23 protein-coding genes are annotated in these 22,062 nt (G+C 66.5%); 9 read left to right on the forward strand and 14 right to left on the reverse strand.

The window, feature by feature from the left end; translation table 11 throughout:
• Nucleotides 1–106: 106 nt before the first annotated feature.
• Nucleotides 107–1,792: a cytochrome c oxidase subunit I gene (ctaD, locus tag OKA11_RS17940; protein ID WP_267222814.1), complete on the reverse strand. Its 1,686-nt coding sequence runs from the start codon at nucleotides 1,790–1,792 to the stop codon at nucleotides 107–109.
• A gap of 28 nt (nucleotides 1,793–1,820) precedes the next feature.
• The gene (gene coxB, locus OKA11_RS17945) at nucleotides 1,821–2,870 is read right to left on the reverse strand and encodes a cytochrome c oxidase subunit II (protein ID WP_267222816.1); all 1,050 of its coding nucleotides are present in this window, start codon (nucleotides 2,868–2,870) and stop codon (nucleotides 1,821–1,823) included.
• Nucleotides 2,871–3,088: 218 nt separating this feature from the next.
• Here coxB and pyrE point away from each other — a divergent pair, with 218 nt between their 5' ends.
• The 6 genes from pyrE to OKA11_RS17975 are packed head-to-tail and all read left to right on the forward strand — an operon-like array spanning nucleotide 3,089 to nucleotide 6,908.
• The gene (pyrE, locus tag OKA11_RS17950) at nucleotides 3,089–3,673 is read left to right on the forward strand and encodes an orotate phosphoribosyltransferase (RefSeq protein ID WP_267222818.1); all 585 of its coding nucleotides are present in this window, start codon (nucleotides 3,089–3,091) and stop codon (nucleotides 3,671–3,673) included.
• 49 nt (nucleotides 3,674–3,722) lie between these two features.
• Nucleotides 3,723–4,463, forward strand: a complete 741-nt coding sequence (locus tag OKA11_RS17955; RefSeq protein WP_267222820.1) for a pyridoxine 5'-phosphate synthase — start codon at nucleotides 3,723–3,725, stop codon at nucleotides 4,461–4,463.
• Nucleotides 4,460–4,870, forward strand: coding sequence for a holo-ACP synthase (gene acpS / locus OKA11_RS17960; RefSeq protein ID WP_267222822.1), 411 nt, complete (start codon nucleotides 4,460–4,462; stop codon nucleotides 4,868–4,870). Before OKA11_RS17955 ends, acpS begins: the two co-directional genes overlap by 4 nt.
• Before the next feature lie 21 nt (nucleotides 4,871–4,891).
• A complete protein-coding gene (gene lepB / locus OKA11_RS17965) occupies nucleotides 4,892–5,830 on the forward strand; it encodes a signal peptidase I (RefSeq protein WP_267222824.1) in 939 nt (312 codons plus the stop codon).
• Nucleotides 5,831–5,848: 18 nt separating this feature from the next.
• Nucleotides 5,849–6,334, forward strand: a complete 486-nt coding sequence (gene ruvX / locus OKA11_RS17970; RefSeq protein WP_207077836.1) for a Holliday junction resolvase RuvX — start codon at nucleotides 5,849–5,851, stop codon at nucleotides 6,332–6,334.
• A 16-nt stretch (nucleotides 6,335–6,350) separates the two neighbouring features.
• Nucleotides 6,351–6,908, forward strand: coding sequence for a nucleotidyltransferase family protein (locus tag OKA11_RS17975; protein ID WP_267222830.1), 558 nt, complete (start codon nucleotides 6,351–6,353; stop codon nucleotides 6,906–6,908).
• Between the two features lie 3 nt (nucleotides 6,909–6,911).
• On the opposite strand, the gene OKA11_RS17980 is transcribed toward OKA11_RS17975, so the two are convergent.
• From OKA11_RS17980 to argH, 7 genes are all read right to left on the reverse strand, one after another.
• Nucleotides 6,912–7,850: a transposase gene (locus OKA11_RS17980; RefSeq protein WP_267222832.1), complete on the reverse strand. Its 939-nt coding sequence runs from the start codon at nucleotides 7,848–7,850 to the stop codon at nucleotides 6,912–6,914.
• Entirely contained in the window at nucleotides 7,850–8,854 is a 1,005-nt protein-coding gene (locus tag OKA11_RS17985) for a hypothetical protein (protein WP_267222834.1), read from the reverse strand. The genes OKA11_RS17980 and OKA11_RS17985 overlap by 1 nt, the downstream gene beginning before the upstream one ends.
• A gap of 45 nt (nucleotides 8,855–8,899) precedes the next feature.
• Entirely contained in the window at nucleotides 8,900–9,121 is a 222-nt protein-coding gene (locus tag OKA11_RS17990; protein WP_267222836.1) for a hypothetical protein, read from the reverse strand.
• 134 nt (nucleotides 9,122–9,255) lie between these two features.
• The gene (locus OKA11_RS17995; RefSeq protein ID WP_267222838.1) at nucleotides 9,256–10,068 is read right to left on the reverse strand and encodes a precorrin-2 dehydrogenase/sirohydrochlorin ferrochelatase family protein; all 813 of its coding nucleotides are present in this window, start codon (nucleotides 10,066–10,068) and stop codon (nucleotides 9,256–9,258) included.
• Between the two features lie 44 nt (nucleotides 10,069–10,112).
• Nucleotides 10,113–11,372 carry a diaminopimelate decarboxylase gene (gene lysA / locus OKA11_RS18000; RefSeq protein ID WP_267222840.1) on the reverse strand — a complete coding sequence of 420 codons (1,260 nt, stop codon included), beginning with the start codon at nucleotides 11,370–11,372 and terminating at the stop codon, nucleotides 10,113–10,115.
• A gap of 21 nt (nucleotides 11,373–11,393) precedes the next feature.
• Nucleotides 11,394–11,645, reverse strand: a complete 252-nt coding sequence (locus tag OKA11_RS18005; protein WP_267222841.1) for a hypothetical protein — start codon at nucleotides 11,643–11,645, stop codon at nucleotides 11,394–11,396.
• Between the two features lie 5 nt (nucleotides 11,646–11,650).
• Entirely contained in the window at nucleotides 11,651–13,024 is a 1,374-nt protein-coding gene (argH, locus tag OKA11_RS18010) for an argininosuccinate lyase (RefSeq protein WP_267222937.1), read from the reverse strand.
• Nucleotides 13,025–13,043: 19 nt separating this feature from the next.
• Between argH and OKA11_RS18015 the strand changes: the two genes are divergently transcribed.
• Nucleotides 13,044–13,628 carry a TlpA family protein disulfide reductase gene (locus tag OKA11_RS18015; RefSeq protein ID WP_267222843.1) on the forward strand — a complete coding sequence of 195 codons (585 nt, stop codon included), beginning with the start codon at nucleotides 13,044–13,046 and terminating at the stop codon, nucleotides 13,626–13,628.
• Between the two features lie 57 nt (nucleotides 13,629–13,685).
• Here the strand turns inward: OKA11_RS18015 and OKA11_RS18020 are convergent, their stop codons facing one another.
• From OKA11_RS18020 to OKA11_RS18040, 5 genes are all read right to left on the reverse strand, one after another.
• Nucleotides 13,686–14,012 (reverse strand): YnfA family protein, encoded by a 327-nt coding sequence (locus tag OKA11_RS18020; RefSeq protein WP_267222845.1) that lies wholly within the window; start codon nucleotides 14,010–14,012, stop codon nucleotides 13,686–13,688.
• A 128-nt stretch (nucleotides 14,013–14,140) separates the two neighbouring features.
• Nucleotides 14,141–15,499, reverse strand: a complete 1,359-nt coding sequence (locus OKA11_RS18025; protein WP_267222847.1) for an aromatic ring-hydroxylating oxygenase subunit alpha — start codon at nucleotides 15,497–15,499, stop codon at nucleotides 14,141–14,143.
• A gap of 48 nt (nucleotides 15,500–15,547) precedes the next feature.
• Complete coding sequence (locus OKA11_RS18030; RefSeq protein WP_267222849.1) at nucleotides 15,548–16,798, reverse strand: MFS transporter; 1,251 nt, start codon at nucleotides 16,796–16,798, stop codon at nucleotides 15,548–15,550.
• Nucleotides 16,791–17,204 carry an EthD domain-containing protein gene (locus OKA11_RS18035; protein ID WP_267222850.1) on the reverse strand — a complete coding sequence of 138 codons (414 nt, stop codon included), beginning with the start codon at nucleotides 17,202–17,204 and terminating at the stop codon, nucleotides 16,791–16,793. The genes OKA11_RS18030 and OKA11_RS18035 overlap by 8 nt, the downstream gene beginning before the upstream one ends.
• 55 nt (nucleotides 17,205–17,259) lie before the next feature.
• Complete coding sequence (locus OKA11_RS18040) at nucleotides 17,260–18,876, reverse strand: SMP-30/gluconolactonase/LRE family protein (protein ID WP_267222852.1); 1,617 nt, start codon at nucleotides 18,874–18,876, stop codon at nucleotides 17,260–17,262.
• A gap of 238 nt (nucleotides 18,877–19,114) precedes the next feature.
• On the opposite strand from OKA11_RS18040, the gene OKA11_RS18045 reads away from it, so the two are divergent.
• Both OKA11_RS18045 and OKA11_RS18050 read left to right on the forward strand, forming a co-directional pair.
• Nucleotides 19,115–20,041 carry an SDR family NAD(P)-dependent oxidoreductase gene (locus OKA11_RS18045; protein WP_267222854.1) on the forward strand — a complete coding sequence of 309 codons (927 nt, stop codon included), beginning with the start codon at nucleotides 19,115–19,117 and terminating at the stop codon, nucleotides 20,039–20,041.
• Between the two features lie 116 nt (nucleotides 20,042–20,157).
• Nucleotides 20,158–21,993, forward strand: a complete 1,836-nt coding sequence (locus OKA11_RS18050) for a flavin-containing monooxygenase (protein ID WP_267222856.1) — start codon at nucleotides 20,158–20,160, stop codon at nucleotides 21,991–21,993.
• The last annotated feature ends 69 nt before the right edge of the window (nucleotides 21,994–22,062 follow it).

The raw sequence follows: 22,062 nt of genomic DNA on the forward strand, positions 1-22,062 counted from the left end.
CATACACCCGCAGGCCTCCAAAAAGCGAGGCCTGCGTAAACCAGAGCGTAAAGCCGGCTTCGGGAGCCGCTCCGAAATCGCTTCGGAGCGGCACCGCGAATGCGGCTTAGTGGTGCGCCGTCTCGCCGATGACGGGCAGCGTCTCGAACTGGTGGAACGGCGGCGGGCTGGTCAGCGTCCACTCCAGCGTGGTGGCGCCTTCACCCCAGTAGTTGTCTTCGGCCTTCTTGCCGGCAACAAACGCGTAGAGGATGTTCAGCAGCCAGATGCCGATGCTGACCGCCATGACCATGTAGCCGATCGTGGCGACATAGTTCCAATGGGCATAGGCCTCGGCATAGTCGGGGTAACGACGCGGCATGCCCTGCAGCCCGAGGAAGTGCATCGGGAAGAAGATCATGTTCACGCCGACGAAGAAGATCCAGAAATGGACGTGGGCGAGGAATTCGGAATGCATCCGCCCGCTCATCTTCGGGAACCAGTAGTAGAAGCCCGCAAACAGGGCCGTCACCGCGCCAAGCGAGAGCACGTAGTGGAAATGCGCGACCACGTAATACGTGTCGTGCACGACATCATCGACGCCGCCGTTGGCCAGGTACACGCCGGTGACGCCGCCCACGGTGAACAGGAAGATGAAGCCGATCGCCCAGACCATCGGGCTCTTGAACTCGACCGAACCGCCCCACATCGTCGCGATCCACGAGAAGATCTTGATGCCGGTGGGCACCGCGATGACCATGGTGGCGGCAGTGAAGTACATCTTGGTGTTCACCGACATGCCGGTGGCATACATGTGGTGTGCCCAGACGATGAATCCAACAACGCCGATCGCCACCATCGCATAGGCCATGCCGAGGTAGCCGAACACCGGCTTCTTCGAGAAGGTCGAGATGATCTGCGAGATGATGCCGAAGCCGGGCAGGATCATGATGTAGACTTCGGGGTGGCCGAAGAACCAGAACAGGTGCTGGTAGAGCACCGGATCACCGCCGCCCGCCGGATCGAAGAAGGTCGTGCCGAAATTGCGGTCGGTCAGCAGCATGGTGATCGCCGCGGCCAGGACCGGCAGCGAGAGCAGCAGCAGGAAGGCGGTGACCAGCACCGACCAGACGAACAGCGGCATCTTGTGCATGGTCATGCCAGGCGCGCGCATGTTGAAGATGGTGGTGATGAAGTTGATCGCGCCCATGATCGAGCCGGCACCGGCCAGGTGGAGCGAGAAGATGCCGAAGTCGACCGCCGGGCCGACCGAGCCCGAAGTGGAAAGCGGCGCATAGACGGTCCAGCCGGTTCCCGCGCCCATGCCGGTTCCGCCCGGCACGAAGGCCGAGGCCATCAGCGAACAGAAGCCCGCCACCGTCAGCCAGAACGAGATATTGTTCATGCGCGGGAAGGCCATGTCCGGCGCGCCGATCATGATCGGGACGAACCAGTTGCCGAAACCGCCGATGATCGCGGGCATGACCATGAAGAACACCATGATCAGGCCGTGAGCGGTGATCAGCACGTTCCACATGTGCAGGGTGGCATTGAAGTCATCCGGGTTGTCGCCCACCAGCCTGGCGAAGAAGCCGAGGTACTGGATACCCGGTTCGGCCAGTTCGGCGCGCATCACGCCCGATACGGCGCCGCCGACAATCCCCGCGAAGATCGCGAAGATCAGGTACATCGTGCCGATGTCCTTGTGGTTGGTCGACATGAACCAACGCGCGAAAAAGCTTGGCTTGTGATCGTGATCGGCGTGCCCGTGCCCGTCGCCGTGCGCCTGGAAGTGGTCTGCTGTGGTTGCCATGGTCTAGGCCCTGTCCTTCAATTCGCGCTTATTCGGCAGCTGCGGTGGCATCGCCGGCTGCGGCTTGCGATGCTTCCGCCGTGGCGGCCGGGGCCGGCTCGGCAGCGGCGGCCGGAGCCGGCGCCGCCGGTGCGGCCTTGACCCGGCTGTCGATCACGCCGCCGGCGTGGGTCAGGACCCAGGCATCGTACTGCGGGCGGGGCAGCGCCTCGACCGCAATCGGCATGTAGCCGTGCTTGGCGCCGCACAGTTCGGAACACTGCCCGTAATAGACGCCCGGCTTCTCGACCACGAGGACCTTCTCGTTGATCCGACCGGGTACGGCGTCAAGCTTGAACCACAGCGAGGGCACGGCGAACGAGTGGATCACGTCGGCCGCAGTAATCTGCAGGCGGATCGGCTCGCCCACCGGCACGACCATGCGGTTGTCGACCTCGAGGTGCGAGGGGCCGTCCCAGGGCTTCGAGCCGACCTCGCGCACGCCGTTGTTGATCACCGGCTGGCCGGGAATGTTCAGCATGTTCGAGACGACTTCGAAATCGCCGTTGTCCGGGTAGCCATAAGTCCAGAACCACTGGTTGCCAGTGACCTTGATGGTCAGCGCGGTCTTGGGCGCGGGCTTGTACTGCTTGGCGATGAGGTCGATCGAGGGAATTGCGATGCCCACCAGGATCAGCACCGGCAGCAGCGTCCACACCACCTCGAGGATGGTGTTGTGGCTGGTCTTCGATGGCACCGGATTGGCACGGCGATTAAAGCGCACGACGATGACCAGCAGCAGGATCAGCACGAACAGGCAGATCAGGCCCATCACCCAGAGCAAACCATGATGGATCCAGGCGCCGTATTCGCCGGTGGGCGAAAACTGCTGCTGAAGCCCCATGGCACCGGGCACCGGCATGCCGATGCCGGGTGTCGGCTTCATCGGCGTATAGCCAGCCGCCGCCGTGCCCGCGGATGCCGCCTCGGCAGCACGCGCGGCCGCAGAGCCGCCGAAAACGGCGGCAAATGCGGAAACTGTCCATCCAAAGGCCTTTGCAGCCTCACCCCAATTACGAACGGTCTTGCCCACTGTCATGGATATAGCGCTTTCCCGTTTTCTTATTCGCGCAAGAGACACGTCTCAGTGAGTCGCCTCCCAAACGCGCACCCCTGTCGCGGAGGCTTTTGCCCCCCTTCTCATGGGGCTATACGCGGCCTTGCCGCTTGTCTCAAGCGCCTCTAGGGGATTTTCGCTCCATGCCGGCGCGATAACGTGCCCGAACATTGCAAATTGCACCAAAGGATTACACCCCGATGCAGGAAGAAGAAGTCCTCGCCGAGTTCCGCGCCAGCAAGGCCTTGCTTGAAGGGCATTTCCTGCTTTCCTCGGGCCGTCACAGCGCACACTACCTGCAGTGCGCGCGCGTGCTGATGAACCCCGACCGGGCAGGCCGACTCGCCGTGGCGATCGCTGCAAAACTCCCCCACGATATTCGCAAGAGCATCGACAAGGTGGTCTCGCCGGCCATGGGCGGCGTCATCATCGGTCAGGAAATGGGCCGCGCGCTGCAAGTCGACGCGATGTTTGTCGAGCGCCCGACCGGCACTTTCGAACTGCGCCGCGGCTTCAGCCTCGAGCCGGGCGACAAGGTGCTGATGGTCGAAGACGTGGTCACCACCGGCCTCTCCAGCCGCGAAGCCATCAAGGCGATCGAGGAAGCCGGCGGCGAAGTGATCGCGGCCGCCTCGCTGGTCGACCGTTCGGGCGGCTCGGTCGATCTCGGCGTGCCGTTCTTCCCGCTCGTCGCGCTCAACTTCCCGACTTACGCGGCCGACGAACTGCCGCCGGAACTGGCCGCGACCCCTGCCGTCAAGCCGGGTAGCCGCGCGAAGCCCTGACGCCTTGCCCCTGGGGCCCCGGATTCGGACAGATAGCTCGGATAAGCGAATGAACGTCCTGACACCTTCCCGCCTGCGCCTCGGCGTCAATATCGACCACGTCGCCACCATCCGCAACGCGCGCGGCGGCGAGCATCCCGATCCGGCCCGCGCTGCACAGATCGTGGCGCAGGCGGGGGGTGACGGCATCACCGTGCACTTGCGCGAGGACCGCCGCCATATCCGCGACGAGGATCTCGAACGCGTGGCCTCGGCCACCGGGCTGCCGATCAACCTTGAGATGGCGGCGACCGACGAGATGCTGGCCATCGCGCTGCGGCACCGCCCGCACGCGGCCTGCATCGTGCCCGAGCGCCGCGAGGAACGCACGACCGAGGGCGGACTCGATGCGGCGGGGCAGCACAACCGCCTCGCCCCGATCGTCGCCCGGCTCGCGGACGCGGGCATCCGCGTCAGTCTGTTCATCGCCCCCGAGCCCCGCCAGATCGAGGCGGCGATGAAGCTCGGCGCCCCGGTGGTGGAGTTCCACACCGGCGAATATGCCCATGCCCAGGGCGAACAGGTGGCGACCGAACTGCGCCGCATCGTCGACATGGCCGCGCTTGCCGCCAAGAACGGCATCGAGCCGCATGCAGGCCACGGTCTCACTTACGAAAACGTCCAGCCGATCGCCGCGATCCCGCAACTCGCCGAACTCAACATCGGTCATTACCTGATCGGCGAAGCGATTTTCACCGGCCTCGACGCGAGCGTGAAGAAGATGCGCATGCTGATGGACGAAGTGCGATGATCATCGGGCTCGGCTCGGACTTGTGCAACATCGAGCGGATCCGCAGTTCGCTCGACCGCTATGGCGAGCGTTTCCTGCAGCGCGTCTTCACCGCGGCCGAGCAAGCCAAAGCGGCACGCCGGCCGCACACCGTGGCGGGCACGCTGGCCAAGCGATTCGCAGCCAAGGAAGCGTTCTCCAAGGCGGTTGGCACCGGCTTCAAGGCGGGCGTGTTCATGAAGGACATCGGCGTCGTCAACGCCCCTTCCGGCGCCCCGACACTGGCGCTGACGGGCGGGGCGAAGGAACGGCTCGATGCCATGATTCCCGCCGGTCACGAGGCCCTCATTCACCTCACGCTCACCGACGACCACCCATGGGCCCAGGCCTTCGTGATCATCGAAGCACGCCCCCTCCCTACCTCCTGATACGAGTTTTGCGCCCTGGACATGGCCGACGACATCCCCAAGCCCCCGGCTCCCAAGCCGTCTGCCGATCCGGCCGCCGCCGGGCGCAAGCCGGACAAGGTCAACTGGTTCCAGGAGCTGCGCGGGCTCGCGCTGATGCTGCTGGGCGTGCTGGCGTTCCATTCGCTCTTCGCCAAGCCGTTCTACATCCCCTCGATCTCGATGATGCCGAACCTGCTGGTCGGTGACCGGCTGGTGGTATCGAAGTATCCCTATGGCTGGAACTGGTCCTCGATCAGCTTTCACCTGTTGCCGCGCGGCACCTGGCACCTGTTCGAGCACACCCCCGAATATGGCGACATCGTCATCGTCGTGCCGGGCAACCGCAAGGCCGACCTGATCAAGCGCGTGGTCGCCCGCCCCGGCGACCGTATCGCCGTGATCGACGGCCGCATCCGCCTCAACGGCAGGTTCGTGCCGCGCGAGATGGAGCCGCCGGTGCGCATTCCCGCCGACGATGCCCTGCGCTGCGAGGGCGATCCCGAGCCCGGCCACTGCTACGACGGCTTCGAGCGCTATCGCACCCGCCTACCCAGCGGCAAGGAAGTCTACGAGCTGCCGACCTACCGCGAGACCCTGCCCAACGGCGCCCAGTTCGACGTCATCGACTACATCGACCAGGAACTCGACAACTACCGCGAGATCACCGTGCCTGCCGGCCACGTCTTCCTGATGGGCGACGACCGCGACCGTTCGGCCGACAGCCGCGCGCCGTTCGAGACCGACATGTTCGGCCAGCCCAGCGGCGGCCTCGGCGGGCCGGTACCGGTCACCGATATCGGCGGCCGCGCCGAGTTCATCACGTTCTCGCTGGACGGCACCCAGACCTGGAACCCGCTGACCTGGTGGAAGGCGCTGCGCAAGGGCCGCAGCTTCACCAGCCTGCGCCCGCCGGTCGATGAGACCAAGGTCTGGAAGTAAGGGAAAGGCGGCCAAGCGATGACCCAGGACACCGTGATCACCACCGGCGCGCTCGAATACCGCGATGCGCTGCCGGAAACCGGCGGCGCGCTGCTGGGGCTCGACCTCGGCACCCAGACCATCGGCACCGCGTTCTGCGATCCCGGCTGGCGCTTCGCCTCGCCCGGCAAGACGATCAAGCGCGGCAAGTTCGGCGCCGACAAGGCCCTGCTTGAGGAACTGATCCGCGAACGGTCGATCAAGGGCATCGTCATCGGCCTGCCACTCAACATGGACGGCTCTTCGGGCCCCCGCGCGCAGTCGAGCCGGGCCTATGCCCGCAATCTTGCCGTGCTGGGCCTGCCGATCCTGCTGTGGGACGAACGCTGGTCGACCAGCGGCGCCGAACGCGGACTGATCGAACAGGACATGAGCCGCGCCAAGCGCGCGACCCGCATCGATTCCGCTGCCGCCGCCGTCATCCTTCAAGGTGCGATCGACGCGCTGGCCGGCGGGATGTTCTAGGGCCGCGTTTGGCTTGGTGAACAACCAATCCTGCCTCTGCGCAATCCTTCGCACCGATCCGGTTCGCTGGCATCTCCTCGGGGTCGTGGCGGCGTTGGGCCTGCCTGACTGCTGGATCGGCGCGGGATTCGTCAGAAACGCCGTGTGGGATCACCTGCATCAGCAGCCTGCCGCACCGCCCGGCGGTGACGTCGATGTGATCTGGTACGATCGGACCTGCCCCGAAGCCGAGCAAGACCGCACGATCGAGGCGCGCTTGCAAACGTTGGAGCCTTCGATCCACTGGTCGGTGAAGAATCAGGCCCGCATGCACCACCGCAACGGCGACGCGCCCTATACATGCACATCGGATGCCATGCGCTACTGGCCGGAAACCGCTACGGCAGTGGCCGCGCGGCGCGGCGAAGCAGATATGTGCGAGATTGCGGCACCCTTGGGACTGGACGATCTGTTTGGTCTCACCTTGCGGCCTACCGCCCACTTCCACGCCGAACGGCGGCCCATGTACGAGGAACGGATAAAATCCAAAGGCTGGCTGGAGAACTGGCCGCTCCTGCGACACGCTGACGCATAGGCCTTATCCGGCTAAAGAGTCTTCTTCCAGGCCCGCACGGCGGCTACCGGAAATCCTCGAAACCAGCCGGCTGCCGCATTGCTCCGCCTCGCGCCAGACCGCATCGCGCGCGGCGTCGTCGGTCGCCTGGGCGGCCAATGCCTGCCAGGCGACCAGACGCATGCGGTCGCTCGCGTGGCTCCTGCCGAAATGCGCCGCGAGATCCCGTGCGCCTGGAGAACCAAGGCCGACGGCGATGCGCAGCAGGCTTTCGCTTGGGCCGTGGCCGAACAGCCCCGTCACTTCCCCGCGCACCCTTCCAGCGGTTTCGTCCTGGACGAGGTCGAAATCGTGCCGGCTGCGCCAGCTTTGCTCGGGATGGGTATGCTCAAGATCGATAGACAGCGACAGAGCCTCGGGCGGATGGCGTAACTGCACGTCGCGCTGGCTGCGATAGTGCAGCAGCCGCCCCTGCTCCAGCAATCCGCGGCCGACAAAACGCAGCGCCGCACGCTCGCCCGGATAGCCCGCCGGTACGGCCTGCTCGTATTCGTAGTCCTCGCTGAGATAGCCGGGCCCGAAATAACCCAGGGTAAGGACATCCCCGGCAAAGTCGTGCGCCTGCCCATATCCGCAGGCCGCCGCGCCGCTGCGCTGGAACATGCGGTCCTGCGCCGGGAGCCAGACCCGGGCGCGGATCAGGAAATGGCCGGGACCGGGAGGAACCAGCATGATCGTGCGCGGCCCGCTGCCGACCAGGGCATCCGCCCCTTCCGGAGCGGGAGTGAGGCCATCCAGCATATCTATCAGCATATCGCCGAGGAACTGCCGGTCATTGCCCAGCCGCTGAATCCAACTGGCCGCGTGGGCGAGGCTTTCCTCCTCGCGCGGATCGAACCCCCAGGTCGCCAGCGCCTCCGCGCATTCGGCCAGCGTTGCCGAGGCGGGATCGCGGCGGGTCATTACCCGCGCCACTGCGCCACCCTTTCGAGTTCAGGCCATGCGCCCAGCAACTGGCCATGAAGGCGCCGCGCGGGCACCGAAAGCGCATCGTCATCGCTGGAGGCCAGCACGCCCAGCAGCACCATCCCGGCCCGCGTATCAAGCCCGAGCGCAGCCTTCAGGGCGGCCCAGCGCAGCGCCTTGGGTCCGTTGCCCCCGGCGATACGCGACAAGGCCGGTATCGCATCGCGCCGTTCCATCGCGGTGATGGCCGCCATCGCCAGTTCGAGGCGGCTCTGTTCGGCACATGGCGCAGTGCGCCGAACCGTGCCGCCGTCACCGACCGCCCGGACCTGCACCGGCTCATCGCCGACAAGCGCCCGCTGCAACCGCAGCGCAACAAGCGGCCCCTGCACGTGAACCGCCTCGCGCAAGCCGCAGTGCGGCAGCACCATGCCGGCCGTGAGCACCAGTGGCTCGCACAAGATACCGCCGCCAACGCCTTGCGCCCGCCGCACGATCCGCTCCGCCCGCGCGCTGCCGCGCAGGACCCTCAGCCAGCTTTCGACCGGCGCGAACTCGGCCGCACGCAACTTGCCAGAGTCAGGGCCAAAGTCAGAGCCAAAGTCAGGGTCAGGCCCGGCATCGCCGTCCCACACCGCCAGCGCCAGACTGGCCCGTCCGGAGGATGCCAGAACAAGCGAGCCGGCAGCGGCTGCATGGCTGTGACGCAGCGGCACTTGCGCCAGCGGCCAGACCGCAAGCCCGGCGACCAGCGCCTGAACCAGATCGCCAACCGCCGCGTCGAAATCGGTGCCTTTGCCCCCCGGCGTTTCCCGGAACGCACGGGCCAGCGCAGGCAGCGCCTCCAGCGCGTGCCCTTTGCCGAAACGGTGCAGATCCTCCAGCAAGGGGGCTACGGCGGGCGCGGCGCGCCAGCGGGAAAGCAGCACGGACACATGCTGCTGCCCCTCGTTCCAGAGATCGTCGCCCGCGCCCGCTCCGAACGCGGTCATTCCGGGCATTTGCGGATCACTGCGCCCGTCGGAGCGGGCGGACCATGCCATGGATCAGCCCCTCGTTTGAAGCTCGTACAGACAGGCGAGGAGATGCGCCCGGTCGTCGTCAATCAATTGCAGGCCCGACACATCATCCCGCGCACCGAACAGAGCCGAGGCAAGATCAAGCTCAGGAATCCGGGCTAAGTCGATCTGCGGAAGAAACGAAGATAGCACTTCATTATGCTGCAAGATGTCCCCCTTCAGCCGATTCTCCCGGCCGTTGTTGGTCAAAGGTGCCGCACACCCACTGAATTTGTGAGTTAATTCCTTGAAATTGTAAACCGCAAATGGAATGAAATATATTACATCCCTGCAGACGAACTAATCGCCGACAAAACAATCGCCAGATCGCGGCGTAAATTCAGTCAGGCTCCGTGAAATTCGGCAGGGCCACGAAGAACAACCGTAAGTCCCGCCGCAGCCTTGACCTCGGCATTCCCGTCCTCCGGCACCGGAGCGCGAGCCGCATCAGCCCTGGCCCGGCACAGTATCGCCGCCGCGACTTCGGGATCATGCCAGACCACATCCGCCTCGCCCAGCCAGCGCGCCTCGCGCAGGGTAAGGTCATCGGGATCCTGGCTGCGCAGATGAATGGTCACGCACTCCCCCTGCCGCACTGCCGCTTCCTCCGACAGCCAGCGGTCAACCGCATCGGCGCTGCCCGCCGCCAGCGGGTCGAGCATGCCCCCTTCTCGCAAGGCCTCGTCCAACACGCGGCGACGCTGCGCGGCATCGGGAAACCGGGCCCGCAAGCGCCCGCGCCCGGCATGAAGCGCTCGGGCCAGATGACCGAGCGAGGGCGGTAGAATGGCCTCGAGCCTCAAGCGGACATGCTTGGCAAGCCCCGCCGAGGCACCGCCGGTGCCGATCGCGACCAGCAGCGGCGATCGGTCGAGCACCGAGGGCACCGTAAAATCGCACAAGGAGGGCCGATCCGTGGCATTGACCAGCAGTCCCGCCGCACGGGCCCGCGCCGCATCGGCCTCGGCGCGGGCATCCTCCTCGTGGGCGATGAAGGCAAGCCGGGCGCCGGCGGCGATCCCGCTCTCCAGTTCGGCAAAGACCACGCCGCCAGCCCGCTCGACCAGGCGGCGCTTGGCCTCGGCGCCCTCCCCCTCGCCCAGGACAATGACGGGGCGAGCGGAGAGGCGGTGGAACAGGGGCAGGCTGTCGATCATACCCGGACCCTATCGCACCGCTTCGCGCTTGTCGAAGCGGTCCCTTACTTCAGCCAGTCCGGCACGGTCTCGGCAGCAAGGATCGTCGCGGGCTCGATACGCTCGGCCACGACCGCCCACTTGTCGCCATCGACCATCACCTCGGGCACCAGCGCGCGGCTGTTGTAGGTGTTGGCCATCGTCGCGCCATAGGCCCCGGCGGTACGGAACACCGCAAGGTCACCGGCAGCGACTTCGTCGATCTCGCGGCCCATCGCGAACGTGTCGGAGCTTTCGCAGATGGGGCCAACGATGTTCGCCGTGAAGGTCCGGCCATTGGGCTTCACCGCCAGGAAATCATGCCAGGCATCGTACATGGCGGGGCGGGCGAGGTCGTTCATCGCTGCATCGACCACCACGAAGGGGTTCGCCGTGCCCTGCTTGACGCGCACGACTTCCGTGACCAGCACACCGGAATTGCCGGTGATGACACGGCCCGGCTCGAACATCAGGGTGACGCCCCAGTCCCTGGCGACCGAGGCCACCACGGCGCCGTAGTCCTCCGGGGTCGGCAGCGCATCGCCCGCCTTGTAGGGCACGCCGAGACCGCCGCCGAGATCCATGTGGGTGACCTTGAGGCCGCCCGCGCGGATCTCTTCCATCAGCGCGCCCATCTTGAGGAAAGCCTGGCGCGAGGGTTCGAGGTCGGAAATCTGGCTGCCGATGTGGACGGCAAGGCCGCGCATGTCGAGGCCCGGCAGCGCCGAGAGGCGCGCATAGATGCCGGCGGCGCGATCGTAGGAGACGCCGAACTTGTTCTCGGCCTTGCCGGTCGAGATCTTGGCGTGGGTGCGCGCGTCGACATCGGGGTTCACGCGAAGCGCGCAGGAGGCGACAAGGCCCAGTTCGGCGGCGATCGCGGCCAGTTCGACGCCCTCTTCCTCGCTCTCGAGATTGAACTGGCCGATCCCCGCCTTGACCGCCGCGGTCAGTTCGCGGCGGGTCTTGCCGACGCCCGAGAACACCACGTCCGCCGCCGGGATGCCAGCGGCCAGCGCGCGGTTCATCTCACCTTCGGACACGACGTCGGCGCCGTAGCCCTCGCTTGCCAGCAGGCGCAGCACCGCAAGGTTGGGGTTGGACTTGACCGCAAACGCGATGTGCACGCTGGGCAGCGCCGACAGCGCCTCGCGGAACACCCGGGCATGGCGGCTCAACGTCGCGCGCGAATAGACGTAGACGGGCGTGCCGACTTCGCGGGCGATGTCGGCCAGCGGCACGTTCTCGGCGAAAAGCTCGCCGTTGTTCAGGGCAAAATGGTCCATGGGGTTCTCGGGCTCAGAGGGTCATTCAGGCGGCGGGAGATCGTAGGGATCGTCCTCGCGCGCTTCCGATCGGGTGCGCAATTCGACGCTGCGTTCCGGAATGGCGAGCGTCGGCGGATTGAGCAGTTCACCCGGTTTGGGCTGCACACCGCGGCCATAAGGGGCCGGCGGCAACTGCTCGCCCTGTTTGACCGCCAGCGACGCGCGCTGCCCGCAGCCTGCCAGCATGGCGGCGAGAACCGGTATCAGGATCAGGGCGGCAGTCTTGCGCATCAAGCTCACTCCAGACCGAGCGCAAGCCGGGCTTCGGCCACGCGCAGGCGTACCTGATCGGGCGCGGTGCCGCCGTGCGACTTGCGCGCGGCAACCGAAGCCTCGACCGAGAGCGCCTTGAATACGCGCTCGTCGATGCGGCTGTCGATGGCCTTGAGGTCTTCAAGCGGCAATTGATCGAGCGCGACGCCGCGCTGTTCGGCCAGCTTGACCGCCGAACCGGTGATGTGGTGCGCTTCGCGGAAGGGAATGTTGCCCTCGCGCACCAGCCAGTCGGCAAGGTCGGTGGCGGTGGCGAAGCCCAGTTCGGCGGCGGCGCGCATGCGCTCGGTGCGGAAGCGGGTTTCCGCGACCATGCCGGTCATCGCCGCGATGGACAGCGCCAGCAGGCCCGCGGCCTCGAAGACCGGCGGCTTGTCGTCCTGCATGTCCTTCGAATAGGCGAGCGGCAGGCCCTTCATGGTGATCATCAGGCTGGTCAGGCAGCCGGCGATGCGGCCCGAGTGGCCGCGCACCAGTTCGGCCGCGTCGGGGTTCTTCTTCTGCGGCATGATCGAACTGCCGGTCGACAGCGAATCGGGCAGCGCCACGAAGCCGAAGGGCTGGCTGGCCCAGATGATGAATTCCTCGGCGAGGCGCGAGAGGTGCAGCGAGCACTGGCTGGCCGCCATAAGGTAATCGAGCGCGAAGTCGCGGTCCGACACCGAATCGAGGCTGTTGTCGGTGGGCGCGTCGAAGCCGAGCGCTTCTGCGGTCATGAAGCGGTCGATCGGGAAGCCGGTGCCGGCCAGCGCCGCAGCGCCCAGCGGCGACTTATTCATGCGCCGCCGTGCATCGGCAAAGCGCGAACGGTCACGCCCGATCATCTCGTAGTAAGCCATCAGGTGATGGCCGAGCGTCACCGGCTGCGCGGTCTGCAGGTGGGTGAAGCCGGGCATGATCGAATCGGCATGTTCCCCGGCGCGGGTGACGAGCGCCTTCTGCAGCGCCTCCAGCCCGGCATCGGCCTGATCCATCGCGTCCCGCACCCAGAGGCGGAAATCGGTGGCCACCTGGTCGTTGCGCGAACGCGCCGTGTGCAGGCGGCCCGCCGCCGGACCGATCAGTTCGGCAAGGCGGCCCTCGGTGGTCATGTGGATGTCCTCGAGGTCCCAGTTCTCGGGCACGCCATGGGCTTCGTACTCGGCGGCGACCGTATCGAGGCCGTCGCGGATCGAGGCCGCATCGGCCTCGCTCACCACGCCGCAGGTCGCCAGCATCGCGACGTGCGCCTTGCTGGCCGCGATGTCCTGCCGCCACAGCGCCTTGTCGAAGGGGATCGAGGCATTTATCTCGCGCATGATTGCCGACGGTCCTTCCGCGAACCGTCCGCCCCACATCTGGTTGGAGCCTGCCCCCTTGCTGTCGTCCACTTCGCTCAAGTCGCTTGTCCTGTGTTCACTGGCGGGGGCATCGGCCCTCATGATCGCGGGCTGCGATAAGCAAAGCGACAAGCCGGCGCAACCGCAGGCTACCGAATCCGCCGCGCAGGCACCAAAACCCGCCGACAAGCTGGACCGTTCGCACAAGGGCGAGCCGATCCCCGACGTGACCCTGGTCGACAATACCGGCGAAAGCCTCAGCCTGCCCTCGCTCAAGGGCAAACCGCTGCTGGTGAACCTCTGGGCGACCTGGTGCGCGCCCTGCATCGCCGAGATGCCGACGCTGAACGAACTCGCCGCCGATCCCGATTCGCCGGTGCAGGTGCTGCCGATCTCGGAAGACACCGCCGACATGGGCAAGGTCGTCGAGATCCTCCATCGCCGCAAGCTCGACCATATCGAACCCTGGCAGGACGAACACGGCGACCTCGGCTTCCAGTACGGCGGCAACCTGCCGGTAACGATCCTGTTCGACAGCCAGGGCAAGGAAGTCTGGCGCTTTTCGGGCGGCAACGATTGGACCAGTGCCGAGGCGAAGAAGCTGATCGCCGAAGCCAGGTAATGCGTCTTGTGCAGCGGTCCTCCGGAACCATCCGGATGGCCGCTGGCATAGCAGGCTTCAGGCGCGGTGGGGGCCGAACAGGATCACCCCGGTCCCGACAAGGCATAGCGCCACCCCGCCAAGATCCCACCGATCAGGCCGAACGCCTTCCGCCAACCACAGCCACAGCAGCGCGAACGTGATATAGATGCCCCCGTATGCGGCATAGGCACGTCCCGCCTGTGAACTGTCCACCAGCGTCAGTAGCCAGGCGAACAGCACCAGCGAACCGCATCCCGGAACCAGCCACCAGGGCGATTTTTCCATGCGGAGCGTTGCCCAGAACGAGAAGCACCCGGCAATTTCCGCCAGTGCAGCAGCGATGTATATGAGAATCGATTGCATCTTGGCGTCGTAGCGCGCCGAGGAACCCACGTCAGCCTTCGCGCCCGCCTCGACAAGGGCCCTGCGGAGGCACCGGATCGATCATCCGGCTCCGCACGCGCGCTTGGGACGCTACGAATCAATGCGAATCAATAGGCCTCCGGGGCCCCCGTACCCATGAACTTCGCCAGGTTCATGTGCAGGCTCGCCACCGAGCGTTCCATGTAGGGATTGGGCTGCGCGCCCCGGAAACCGACGTTTTTCATGCCCTGCTGGACTGCCGCCATGTTGGCGAAGTCCTGCTGGAGCACCGGCGGCCAATCGGCAGGCGCAGTGTATTCCCATTCCGTCTCCGGCGCCTCGCCCTCGGGCCAGAGTTCGTAGACGGCGGCCTCGAAGATGCACTTGTCGGGGTCACTGCCATAGGGCCGCGCCTGGTAGCAGAGCATGTTGTTGACCGCGTGGCCGATCTGGAAGTTCGGGAAGATCTGCCAGGCGGTGCCCGCCTGCGCCGTATGCTGCGGGTCCACCGTCGGCCAGATCACGCCGCGCTCGGCGTCTTCCTTGCGCGCGGTGCCGATCCAGTAGGCCGAGACCTCTGCAGCCGGAGTGCCTTCAGGCAGTTCGTCCTTCAGGCGATTGGCCACGTCCACCAGCTTGCGTGTCGTGTTGGTATTGGCGTTGGCCCAGGTGAAGTTCTGCATTTCCGCAGTGGTCAGGCGCGGATCCTCACCGGCGCCGAGGCGCAGCTTGCCGGAGTCCTCTTCCTGCCCCTTGGGCGCATCGTAGCCGATGTTGGAATGGAGCCCCTGGTTGCGCGCCCAGCCGCGAAACTGGCCGAATTCCATGAATTCGGGATGCGTGGTGGAGACGTGATAGGTCTCGCAGAAGGCCTCCATCGCGACCTTCCAGTTGCATTCGAACACCACCCACTTGCGCCAGCGCGGACGCATGTTCTGCAGGCCGTAGGGATCGAGCATGCCTGCCGCCGGGTGCAGATAGTCGGCCAGCGGCATCGGATCGGGGGCGAGATTGATCCAAATCCACCCGCCCCAGGTATCGACCTGAACGACCCCTAAGTCGGCCCTGCCGGCACAGAGACGCCCCTGCCAGTCCTCCTGGTGCTCCAGATACGTGTTCGCGCCGTCGAGTCCGAAGGTCCAGCCGTGATAGCCGCAGATGAAGCTTCGGCGATGCCCGCGCGCATTGCGTTTTCCCGGCGGGGTATCGACCAGCTTGCGGCCGCGATGCGGGCAGACGTTGTGGAAGGCGTGGATTTCGGTTTCGGAGGCGCGGACCACGATCACCGAATCGTCGACGATGTCGAACGTGAGAAAATCGCCGACCTCCGGGATGTCTTCCAGCCGCCCGGCCTGCAGCCAGACCTTGCGCCACAGCCTGTCACGCTCGGCCCTGGCGTAGTCCGGCGAGATATAGGCCTCGGCCGGGACACGCAGCGGCACGGTCAGGTCCTCGGCCGACTGCACGATCCTGCCTTCTTCACCCATCGCTTTCTTCCCAATTCCGCACCATCCCGATTTGCGGCCATTATCCCATTATTCGCACGCCAAGCCAATCGCCGGGGCGTATTTGCGGTCTGTGCGCGGCAGGGTGCCGATGGCGAGGCTGCTGGCGCCCATCGCGGCGATGGCAAGGTAGAGGAACATCGCGTAGCTGCCCGTCCGGTCGTGGATCAGCGCCGCCACCAGCGGGCCCAGCGCGGTGCCGATCGAGAGCGCCGCCAGCACGCCGCCGTAGAGCCCGCCGAAGTTCCTGAGGCCGAAGTGCCGGGTGATCAGGTAGACCACCACGTCGATCTCCGCCCCCAGCGTCAGCCCGATCAGCCCGGAGGCGAGCACGAGCGCCACGAACGACGTGCCCGATCCCAGCAGCAGCAGGCAGCCGATCACCGGCAGCAGGAACACCGCCGCGCCGACCAGCGAGGCGGGGAAGCGGTCGAGCAGAACGCCCGTCCCCAATCGCCCGGCCAGCGAGAACCAGCCGACGAACGAGGCGATCGCCGCCGCCGTCATGGCATCCGCGCCCCGGTCGCCCAGGATCGAGACGAAGTGCACGACCAGGGCGATGATCGTGAAGGTGAACAGCAGGCTGGCCACGAACAGGCGATGGTAGACGCTTGAGCGCAGCCCTTCGCCCAGCGAGGCGCCAGCAAGATCGCGCCGGGCAGGCTCCGGGTCGCTACGCCTGCCGCGATCGTGCGCACCGCGGAAGAACAGGAAAATCACCGGCGCCGCGACCAGGAACCACAGCCCGCCGTGCACCGCGAAGGCCAGGCGCAAGCCGAAAGTCCTGATCGCCCATGTCCCCAGGATCGGGAACAGCCCCGCCGCGATCGAGGCGCCGCAGAGCGTCACCGCCAGCGCCAGCCCGCGCGAACGCGCGAAGCGCGAGGCCACCGCGCTGGTCCAGACCGAGGCCTGCACCGGCAGCGAGACCAGCGCGACAAGGCCCCAGAGCAGATACCACTGCGACAGGCTGCCCCCCACCGTGCCGAGCAGCGCGAAGGCCAGGGTGAGCAGCGCAATGCCGACCACGCCGAAACGGCGCGGGCCGAAGCGGTCGACCGCAAGACCGATGAAGATGCCGCCGATAGCCTGCACCAATGTGGCGATGGTCAGCCCGAAGGTCACTTCGGTGCGGCTCCACCCCATCGCCTCCGCCACCGGGCCGATATAGGGCCCGATGCCGTAGATATGGATCACGCTGGTCGCGTAGCCGAGCCCGGCCGCCACCGGCACCAGCCCATAGCGCGACCATTCCCCACGCGCAGTGAGAGCCTCAGTCACCGTAGGAAATCCCGACCCGCGTCGCCTCGCCACTCGGGCCCATCGGCGAATCGTACTCGATGCAGGTGCAGACCGGATTGGCGTGGCTGGCGAACAGCTTCTCCTCGTCCGCCCTGGTCATCGGCAGGCGCGCGGGATCGCTGATGATCGCCTGCGAGCGTTCGAAATCCTCGCGGCTGTTCCACCATATCTCCATCACGCAGTCGTAGCCGGGATCGTGGACTTCGCCGGTGATCGGGTTCTTTTCCGGCACCAGATAGCGCCGCACGTACCGAACCGCCCCCGGGATGGCCGGCTGCGCCCCCATCTTCTTCGACAGCTGCGAGTGCTGGTTCTCGTAGTAGTCCATGAACGCGTCCATGGTCATGTCCGGCCGCTTCCTGAAGAAGCACAGCTGCTTGAGCATGATTATCCTCCCCTGACGATCCGGCGCCGCCGGATCGAAGCGGCACCGCGTTTCTTCACGAAGACCTGCTCCTGAGCGCGAGAACGCTGCCTTCGAGATCGCCGCAGATCCACACCGTGCCATCCGGCCCCACGTCGAGCCCGGTCATGTTGCCCATCGGCCCGCACATGTGGCCCACACCGCCAAGCGGCCTGGGATCGGTGCCCTCGGGCGGCCCCACCGGCAGGCCGGCCGCGATCACTTCGCGCGCGCCGCCGGACAGGTCGCACTGGATCGCTTCGCGGCGCTTCACGTCGAGCACCGTCACGGTGCCATTACGGATCGCGAGACCTTCGGGGCGAACGAGATCGTCCAGCATCGTCTCGGTCCGTCCGCCCACCAGCCTGACCACCCGGCCCGCGCCGCTTTCGGCGACATGGACGGTACCGTCCCCGGCCACCGCCACGCCCTTGGGCCGGTCCAGCCCGGAGGCCAGTTCCTCGACTTGGCCATTGTGCACCGAGTGGACCTTGCCGGTGCCGTATTCGGCGAAGACCACCGCGCCGGAAGGCGCCAGCGCAACGCCCATCAACTGGTCGTAGCCGCTCGCCAATACCTCGCTGGAAGGTCCGGCGGGATGGAACTTCACGACTTCGCCATTGGCGGTCGTCACGATCATCTCGCCCGCTCCCGCCGCGACGACGCCGCGCGAGTAGCCGGGGAAGCCGGGGCTGAACAGCATGCCTTCCAGCTTCACCGCCTCCCCCGCGCGCAGCGAGAAGAGGAAGCCGCCATCGGCGATCCACAGCACGCCGTCTGCGCCCATCGAGACGTCGAGCGGCCATTGCAGGCCCTTCTCGATCAGCGGCTTCACCACACCGCCTGCGGCCTTGGGCGTGGTGATCTCGTGGATGGACCCCAGAATGTGCGAGATGAACAGCCGCTCGCCGACGAACGTGCAGTTGTCCAGCCCGGCGCCGATATCGGCCAGCACCGTCCTGGCGCCGGTGCGCGGATCGATGCGCAGCACCTGGCCGCTGGCGACCTGGGTGGAGACGATCATCCCCTCGGCATCGAACTTCACCGAATCGGGCACGCCAAGATCGCCGCAGACCACTTCGGGTTCGCCGCTGCCGTCCATGTTCACGCGCCAGATCGCATTGGCGCCCATCACCGGCATGTAGAGCTTGCCGTCCGGGCCCACCTCGAAGGCGTTGGGCATCGGCACATTGTCCGCGATCACCCGCGGCGCCCCGCCGTTGCGGTCCAGTTCGAGCACGCGCGCGCCCATTTCGCAGCCGCCCGCGATCAGGCGGCCTTGCGAATAGGTGATCGGGTTGGCGACGGGCAGGTCGCCGTAGACGACCGCGCTGGTGCCGTTCGGGCGCAGCACCGATACCCGGCCTTCGGTGATCTCGGTGGCATAGAGGTTACCCGCCTCGTCGAAGGCCAGATCGTCAGGCGCGGTGATGCCGCCGCCCATCGGGCTGATCACCTCCACCGCCCCGCTGCCCGGATCGACCGCGCTGATCTGGCTGCCGCCCACTTGGGCGACATAGATGCGCCCATCGGCCCCGGTGCGCAGCCCATTGGCGCCGTAGAGGCGCGTCGGCGGCGTCATGCGGTGCAATGTCCAGCCTTCGGCGGGACGGGCGGAAACGGCGCCGTGGTTGCGTCCTGCGGGTGCGAGCATCGTCGGGAATGTCCTCTCGTCCGGCGCTCTTGCGGCCGTTGTTTGCGCCTGGAGCCTATCCAGCGTGTCCGGCCCAGGCAACGCGGCGACCCGGCCGGGCGGGCTTTGGATGCGCACTATCGCCCCGGCGACGTTGGCACGGCTTTGTTCGATTGCCCCGCCCTCTCCCGTGCGCATATTCGACCATCAGACCGAAAAGAGACCGCCCGGTCCAGCACGGGCAACCGGAGAGAGATCCATGGAAGAGATGCGTTTCGACGGCCGCGTGGCGGTCATCACCGGGGCCGGACGCGGGCTTGGCCGCGCCTATGCGCTGCTGCTGGCCGCGCGCGGGGCCAGAGTGGTGGTCAACGATCTGGGCGGCGCGATCCGGGGCGATCTCGACGCGCCGGGCGCGGACGTCAGCGTGGCGCAGAGCGTGGTGGACGAGATCGTGGCCGCCGGCGGCGAGGCGATCGCCAACACCGATTCGGTCGCCACGCCCGAAGGCGGCAAGGCCATCGTCCAGGCCGCGCTCGACCAGTGGGGCCGGATCGACGTGCTGGTCCACAATGCCGGCAACGTGCGCTACGGATCGATCCGCGCGCTTTCCGGCGCGGACCTCCACGCCGTGCTCGACGTGCATCTGCTGGGCGCGTTCCATGTGGTGCAGGCCGCCTTCGGACCGATGTGCGATGCCGGATACGGGCGCATCGTGCTGACCAGCTCGGTCGGCGGGCTCTACGGCAACGAGAATTGCGTGAACTACGGCATCTCGAAGTCGGCGATGCTGGGGCTTTCCAACATCGCCGCGCTGGAGGGCGAGGCGCACGACGTGAAGTGCAACGTGATCGTGCCCGGCGCGGTGACGCGCATGGCCGAGGGGCTCGACATCTCGCAGTACCCGCCGATGGAGCCCGAACTGGTGGCCCCCGTGGTCGGCTGGCTGGCGCATGAAAGCTGCCCGGTGACCGGCGAGATGATCGCCTCGATGGCGGGCCGCGTGGCGCGGATGTTCGTGGCGGAAACCGAGGGCGTTTACCGGCCGCACTGGACCATCGAGGATGTCGCGGCGGCTTCGGACGCCTTCCACGACAAGGCGAAGCTGCACGATTTCGGCCTGCACGGGCATGTCGATCACATCGGCTATTCGTTCAGGATGGCGACTGCGGGAGCGGATGCCTGATGGCGCGCCCGCCTTTCGCTAATAAACAACACTGTTGACAACTAACGGACTGCTGCGCCAGTTTCGGCGGTAACGGGCGACCGGAGCAGAGTCGCCGCCAGGAGGATGCCCCGTCGATGGAAATGACCTGCCTCAAGACCGATGTGCCTGCCCCCGAGGAACTCGATATCCCGGCGCTGAAGGCCCGGTATCGCCAGGAGCGCGACAAGCGCATGCGGCGCGAGGGCGGCGAGCAGTACGTGCGGCCGACCGACGACTTTTCGGACAACTACGCCCACGATCCCTTCACCCCGGTGGCCGCGCGCGAGCCACTGGTGGAGGATATCGACGTCGCCATCCTCGGCGCCGGGTTCTCGGGCATTCTGGCCGGCTATCACTTGCGCGAGGCGGGCGTCACCAATGTGCGCAACATCGACCATGCCGGCGGCTTCGGCGGCGTCTGGTACTGGAACCGCTACCCCGGCGTGCAGTGCGACAACGATGCCTACTGCTACCTGCCGCTGCTCGAAGAGACGGGCTTCATGCCCAGCAAGAAGTTCTCGGATGGTTGGGAAATCCAGCAGTACTGCCAGGACATGGCCGAGCGTTTCGAGCTTGCCGACAAGGCGCTGTTCCACACGCTGGTCACCGGCATCCGCTGGGACGAGGGGCTGAAGCGCTGGCATGTGACCACCAATCGCGGCGACGACATCCGCGCCCGCTTCGTGGTGATGGCGGGCGGCGTGATGAACATGCCCAAGCTGCCCGGCATCCCCGGCATCCACGAGTTCAAGGGCAAGATGTTCCACACCAGCCGCTGGGAGCATGACTATACCGGCGGTTCGTGGGAACGGCCGGAACTCGAAAAGCTGCGCGACAAGCGCGTCGCCATTGTCGGCACCGGGGCGACCGCGGTCCAGGCGGTGCCCTATCTCGCCAAATATGCCAAGCACCTCTACGTGCTGCAGCGCACCCCGTCGAACATCGACGAGCGCCCCAATCCGCCGACCGATGCGGACTGGGCGGCCTCGCTCCAGCCCGGCTGGCAGCAGGAGCGCATGGCCAACTTCCACCGCGCCGCGCAAGCCTTCTTCCTGCCCGGCGAACCGGACCTGATCTGCGACATCTGGACCGAGATCAGCCGCAACCTCGCCATCGAACTCTCCGAGGAAGGCTGGCCCGCGCTCGATCCGCTGGAATTCATGGACCGGCGCGAAGTGGTGGACTTCCAGGTGATGGAACGCCTGCGCCGCCGCGTGGACTCCATCGTCGAGGACAAGGACACCGCGGAAAAGCTGAAGCCCTGGTTCCGCTTCATGTGCAAGCGGCCGCTTTCGAACAACGAATACTACCCCGCGTTCAACCAGCCCAACGTCACGCTGATCGACGTTTCGGCGACCCAGGGCGTGGAACGCATGACCGAGAAGGGCTTCATCGCCGATGGCGTGGAGCACGAGGTCGACCTGATGATCTTCGCCTCGGGCTTCGAGGTGACCAGCGATCTCAAGCGCCGCTGGGGCATCGACACGGTGGAAGGGCGCGGCGGCACGTCGATCTACGACCACTGGCCGGACGGTGCGAGCACGTTCCACGGCGTCATCACCGACGAGTTCCCGGCGATGTTCTACATGGGCTACATCCAGGGCGCGACGAACTCCTCCACCACCGAGCAGTTCGGGCGGCAGGCCGAGCACATCGCCTTCATGGTGGGCGAGACGCTGCGGCGCGGCGCCAGCACGATCTCGGCCACGAAGCAGGGCGTCGAAGGCTACTGCGCGCACTGCCGCGAGAACGAGGTCGACATGTCCGGCTTCCAGAACGAGTGCACGCCCAGCTACTTCAACAACGAGGGCGAGAAGAACCCCAAGTGGGCCCTGTTCCGCGGCTATCTCGCCGGCTGGGACGCCTTCCGCCAGATGCTGGCCGACTGGCGCGGCAGCAAGGACCTGGCCGGGGTGACGTTCGAAGCCTGATCCTGGCACAAGGCCGGAACGGCCGGAAAGGCCGGACGGGACCTCATGCCCCGCACCGGCCGATCCTTA

Source organism: Novosphingobium clariflavum, assembly GCF_026420865.1.
Taxonomy (GTDB): Bacteria; Pseudomonadota; Alphaproteobacteria; order Sphingomonadales; family Sphingomonadaceae; genus Novosphingobium; species Novosphingobium clariflavum.

Bases quoted from the DNA above. Each gene is read 5' to 3' on its own strand.
- argH (WP_267222937.1), bottom strand. From the start codon at position 13,024: ATGTGGGGCGGACGGTTCGCGGAAGGACCGTCGGCAATCATGCGCGAG.
- OKA11_RS17980 (WP_267222832.1), bottom strand. From the start codon at position 7,850: ATGACCCGCCGCGATCCCGCCTCGGCAACGCTGGCCGAATGCGCGGAG.
- OKA11_RS17985 (WP_267222834.1), bottom strand. From the start codon at position 8,854: ATGCCCGGAATGACCGCGTTCGGAGCGGGCGCGGGCGACGATCTCTGG.
- ruvX (WP_207077836.1), top strand. From the start codon at position 5,849: ATGACCCAGGACACCGTGATCACCACCGGCGCGCTCGAATACCGCGAT.
- OKA11_RS17955 (WP_267222820.1), top strand. From the start codon at position 3,723: ATGAACGTCCTGACACCTTCCCGCCTGCGCCTCGGCGTCAATATCGAC.
- ctaD (WP_267222814.1), bottom strand. From the start codon at position 1,792: ATGGCAACCACAGCAGACCACTTCCAGGCGCACGGCGACGGGCACGGG.
- OKA11_RS18035 (WP_267222850.1), bottom strand. From the start codon at position 17,204: ATGCTCAAGCAGCTGTGCTTCTTCAGGAAGCGGCCGGACATGACCATG.
- acpS (WP_267222822.1), top strand. From the start codon at position 4,460: ATGATCATCGGGCTCGGCTCGGACTTGTGCAACATCGAGCGGATCCGC.
- OKA11_RS18040 (WP_267222852.1), bottom strand. From the start codon at position 18,876: ATGCTCGCACCCGCAGGACGCAACCACGGCGCCGTTTCCGCCCGTCCC.
- lysA (WP_267222840.1), bottom strand. From the start codon at position 11,372: ATGGACCATTTTGCCCTGAACAACGGCGAGCTTTTCGCCGAGAACGTG.
- lepB (WP_267222824.1), top strand. From the start codon at position 4,892: ATGGCCGACGACATCCCCAAGCCCCCGGCTCCCAAGCCGTCTGCCGAT.
- OKA11_RS18025 (WP_267222847.1), bottom strand. From the start codon at position 15,499: ATGGGTGAAGAAGGCAGGATCGTGCAGTCGGCCGAGGACCTGACCGTG.
- coxB (WP_267222816.1), bottom strand. From the start codon at position 2,870: ATGACAGTGGGCAAGACCGTTCGTAATTGGGGTGAGGCTGCAAAGGCC.
- OKA11_RS18005 (WP_267222841.1), bottom strand. From the start codon at position 11,645: ATGCGCAAGACTGCCGCCCTGATCCTGATACCGGTTCTCGCCGCCATG.
- pyrE (WP_267222818.1), top strand. From the start codon at position 3,089: ATGCAGGAAGAAGAAGTCCTCGCCGAGTTCCGCGCCAGCAAGGCCTTG.
- OKA11_RS18045 (WP_267222854.1), top strand. From the start codon at position 19,115: ATGGAAGAGATGCGTTTCGACGGCCGCGTGGCGGTCATCACCGGGGCC.
- OKA11_RS18050 (WP_267222856.1), top strand. From the start codon at position 20,158: ATGGAAATGACCTGCCTCAAGACCGATGTGCCTGCCCCCGAGGAACTC.
- OKA11_RS17995 (WP_267222838.1), bottom strand. From the start codon at position 10,068: ATGATCGACAGCCTGCCCCTGTTCCACCGCCTCTCCGCTCGCCCCGTC.
- OKA11_RS18020 (WP_267222845.1), bottom strand. From the start codon at position 14,012: ATGCAATCGATTCTCATATACATCGCTGCTGCACTGGCGGAAATTGCC.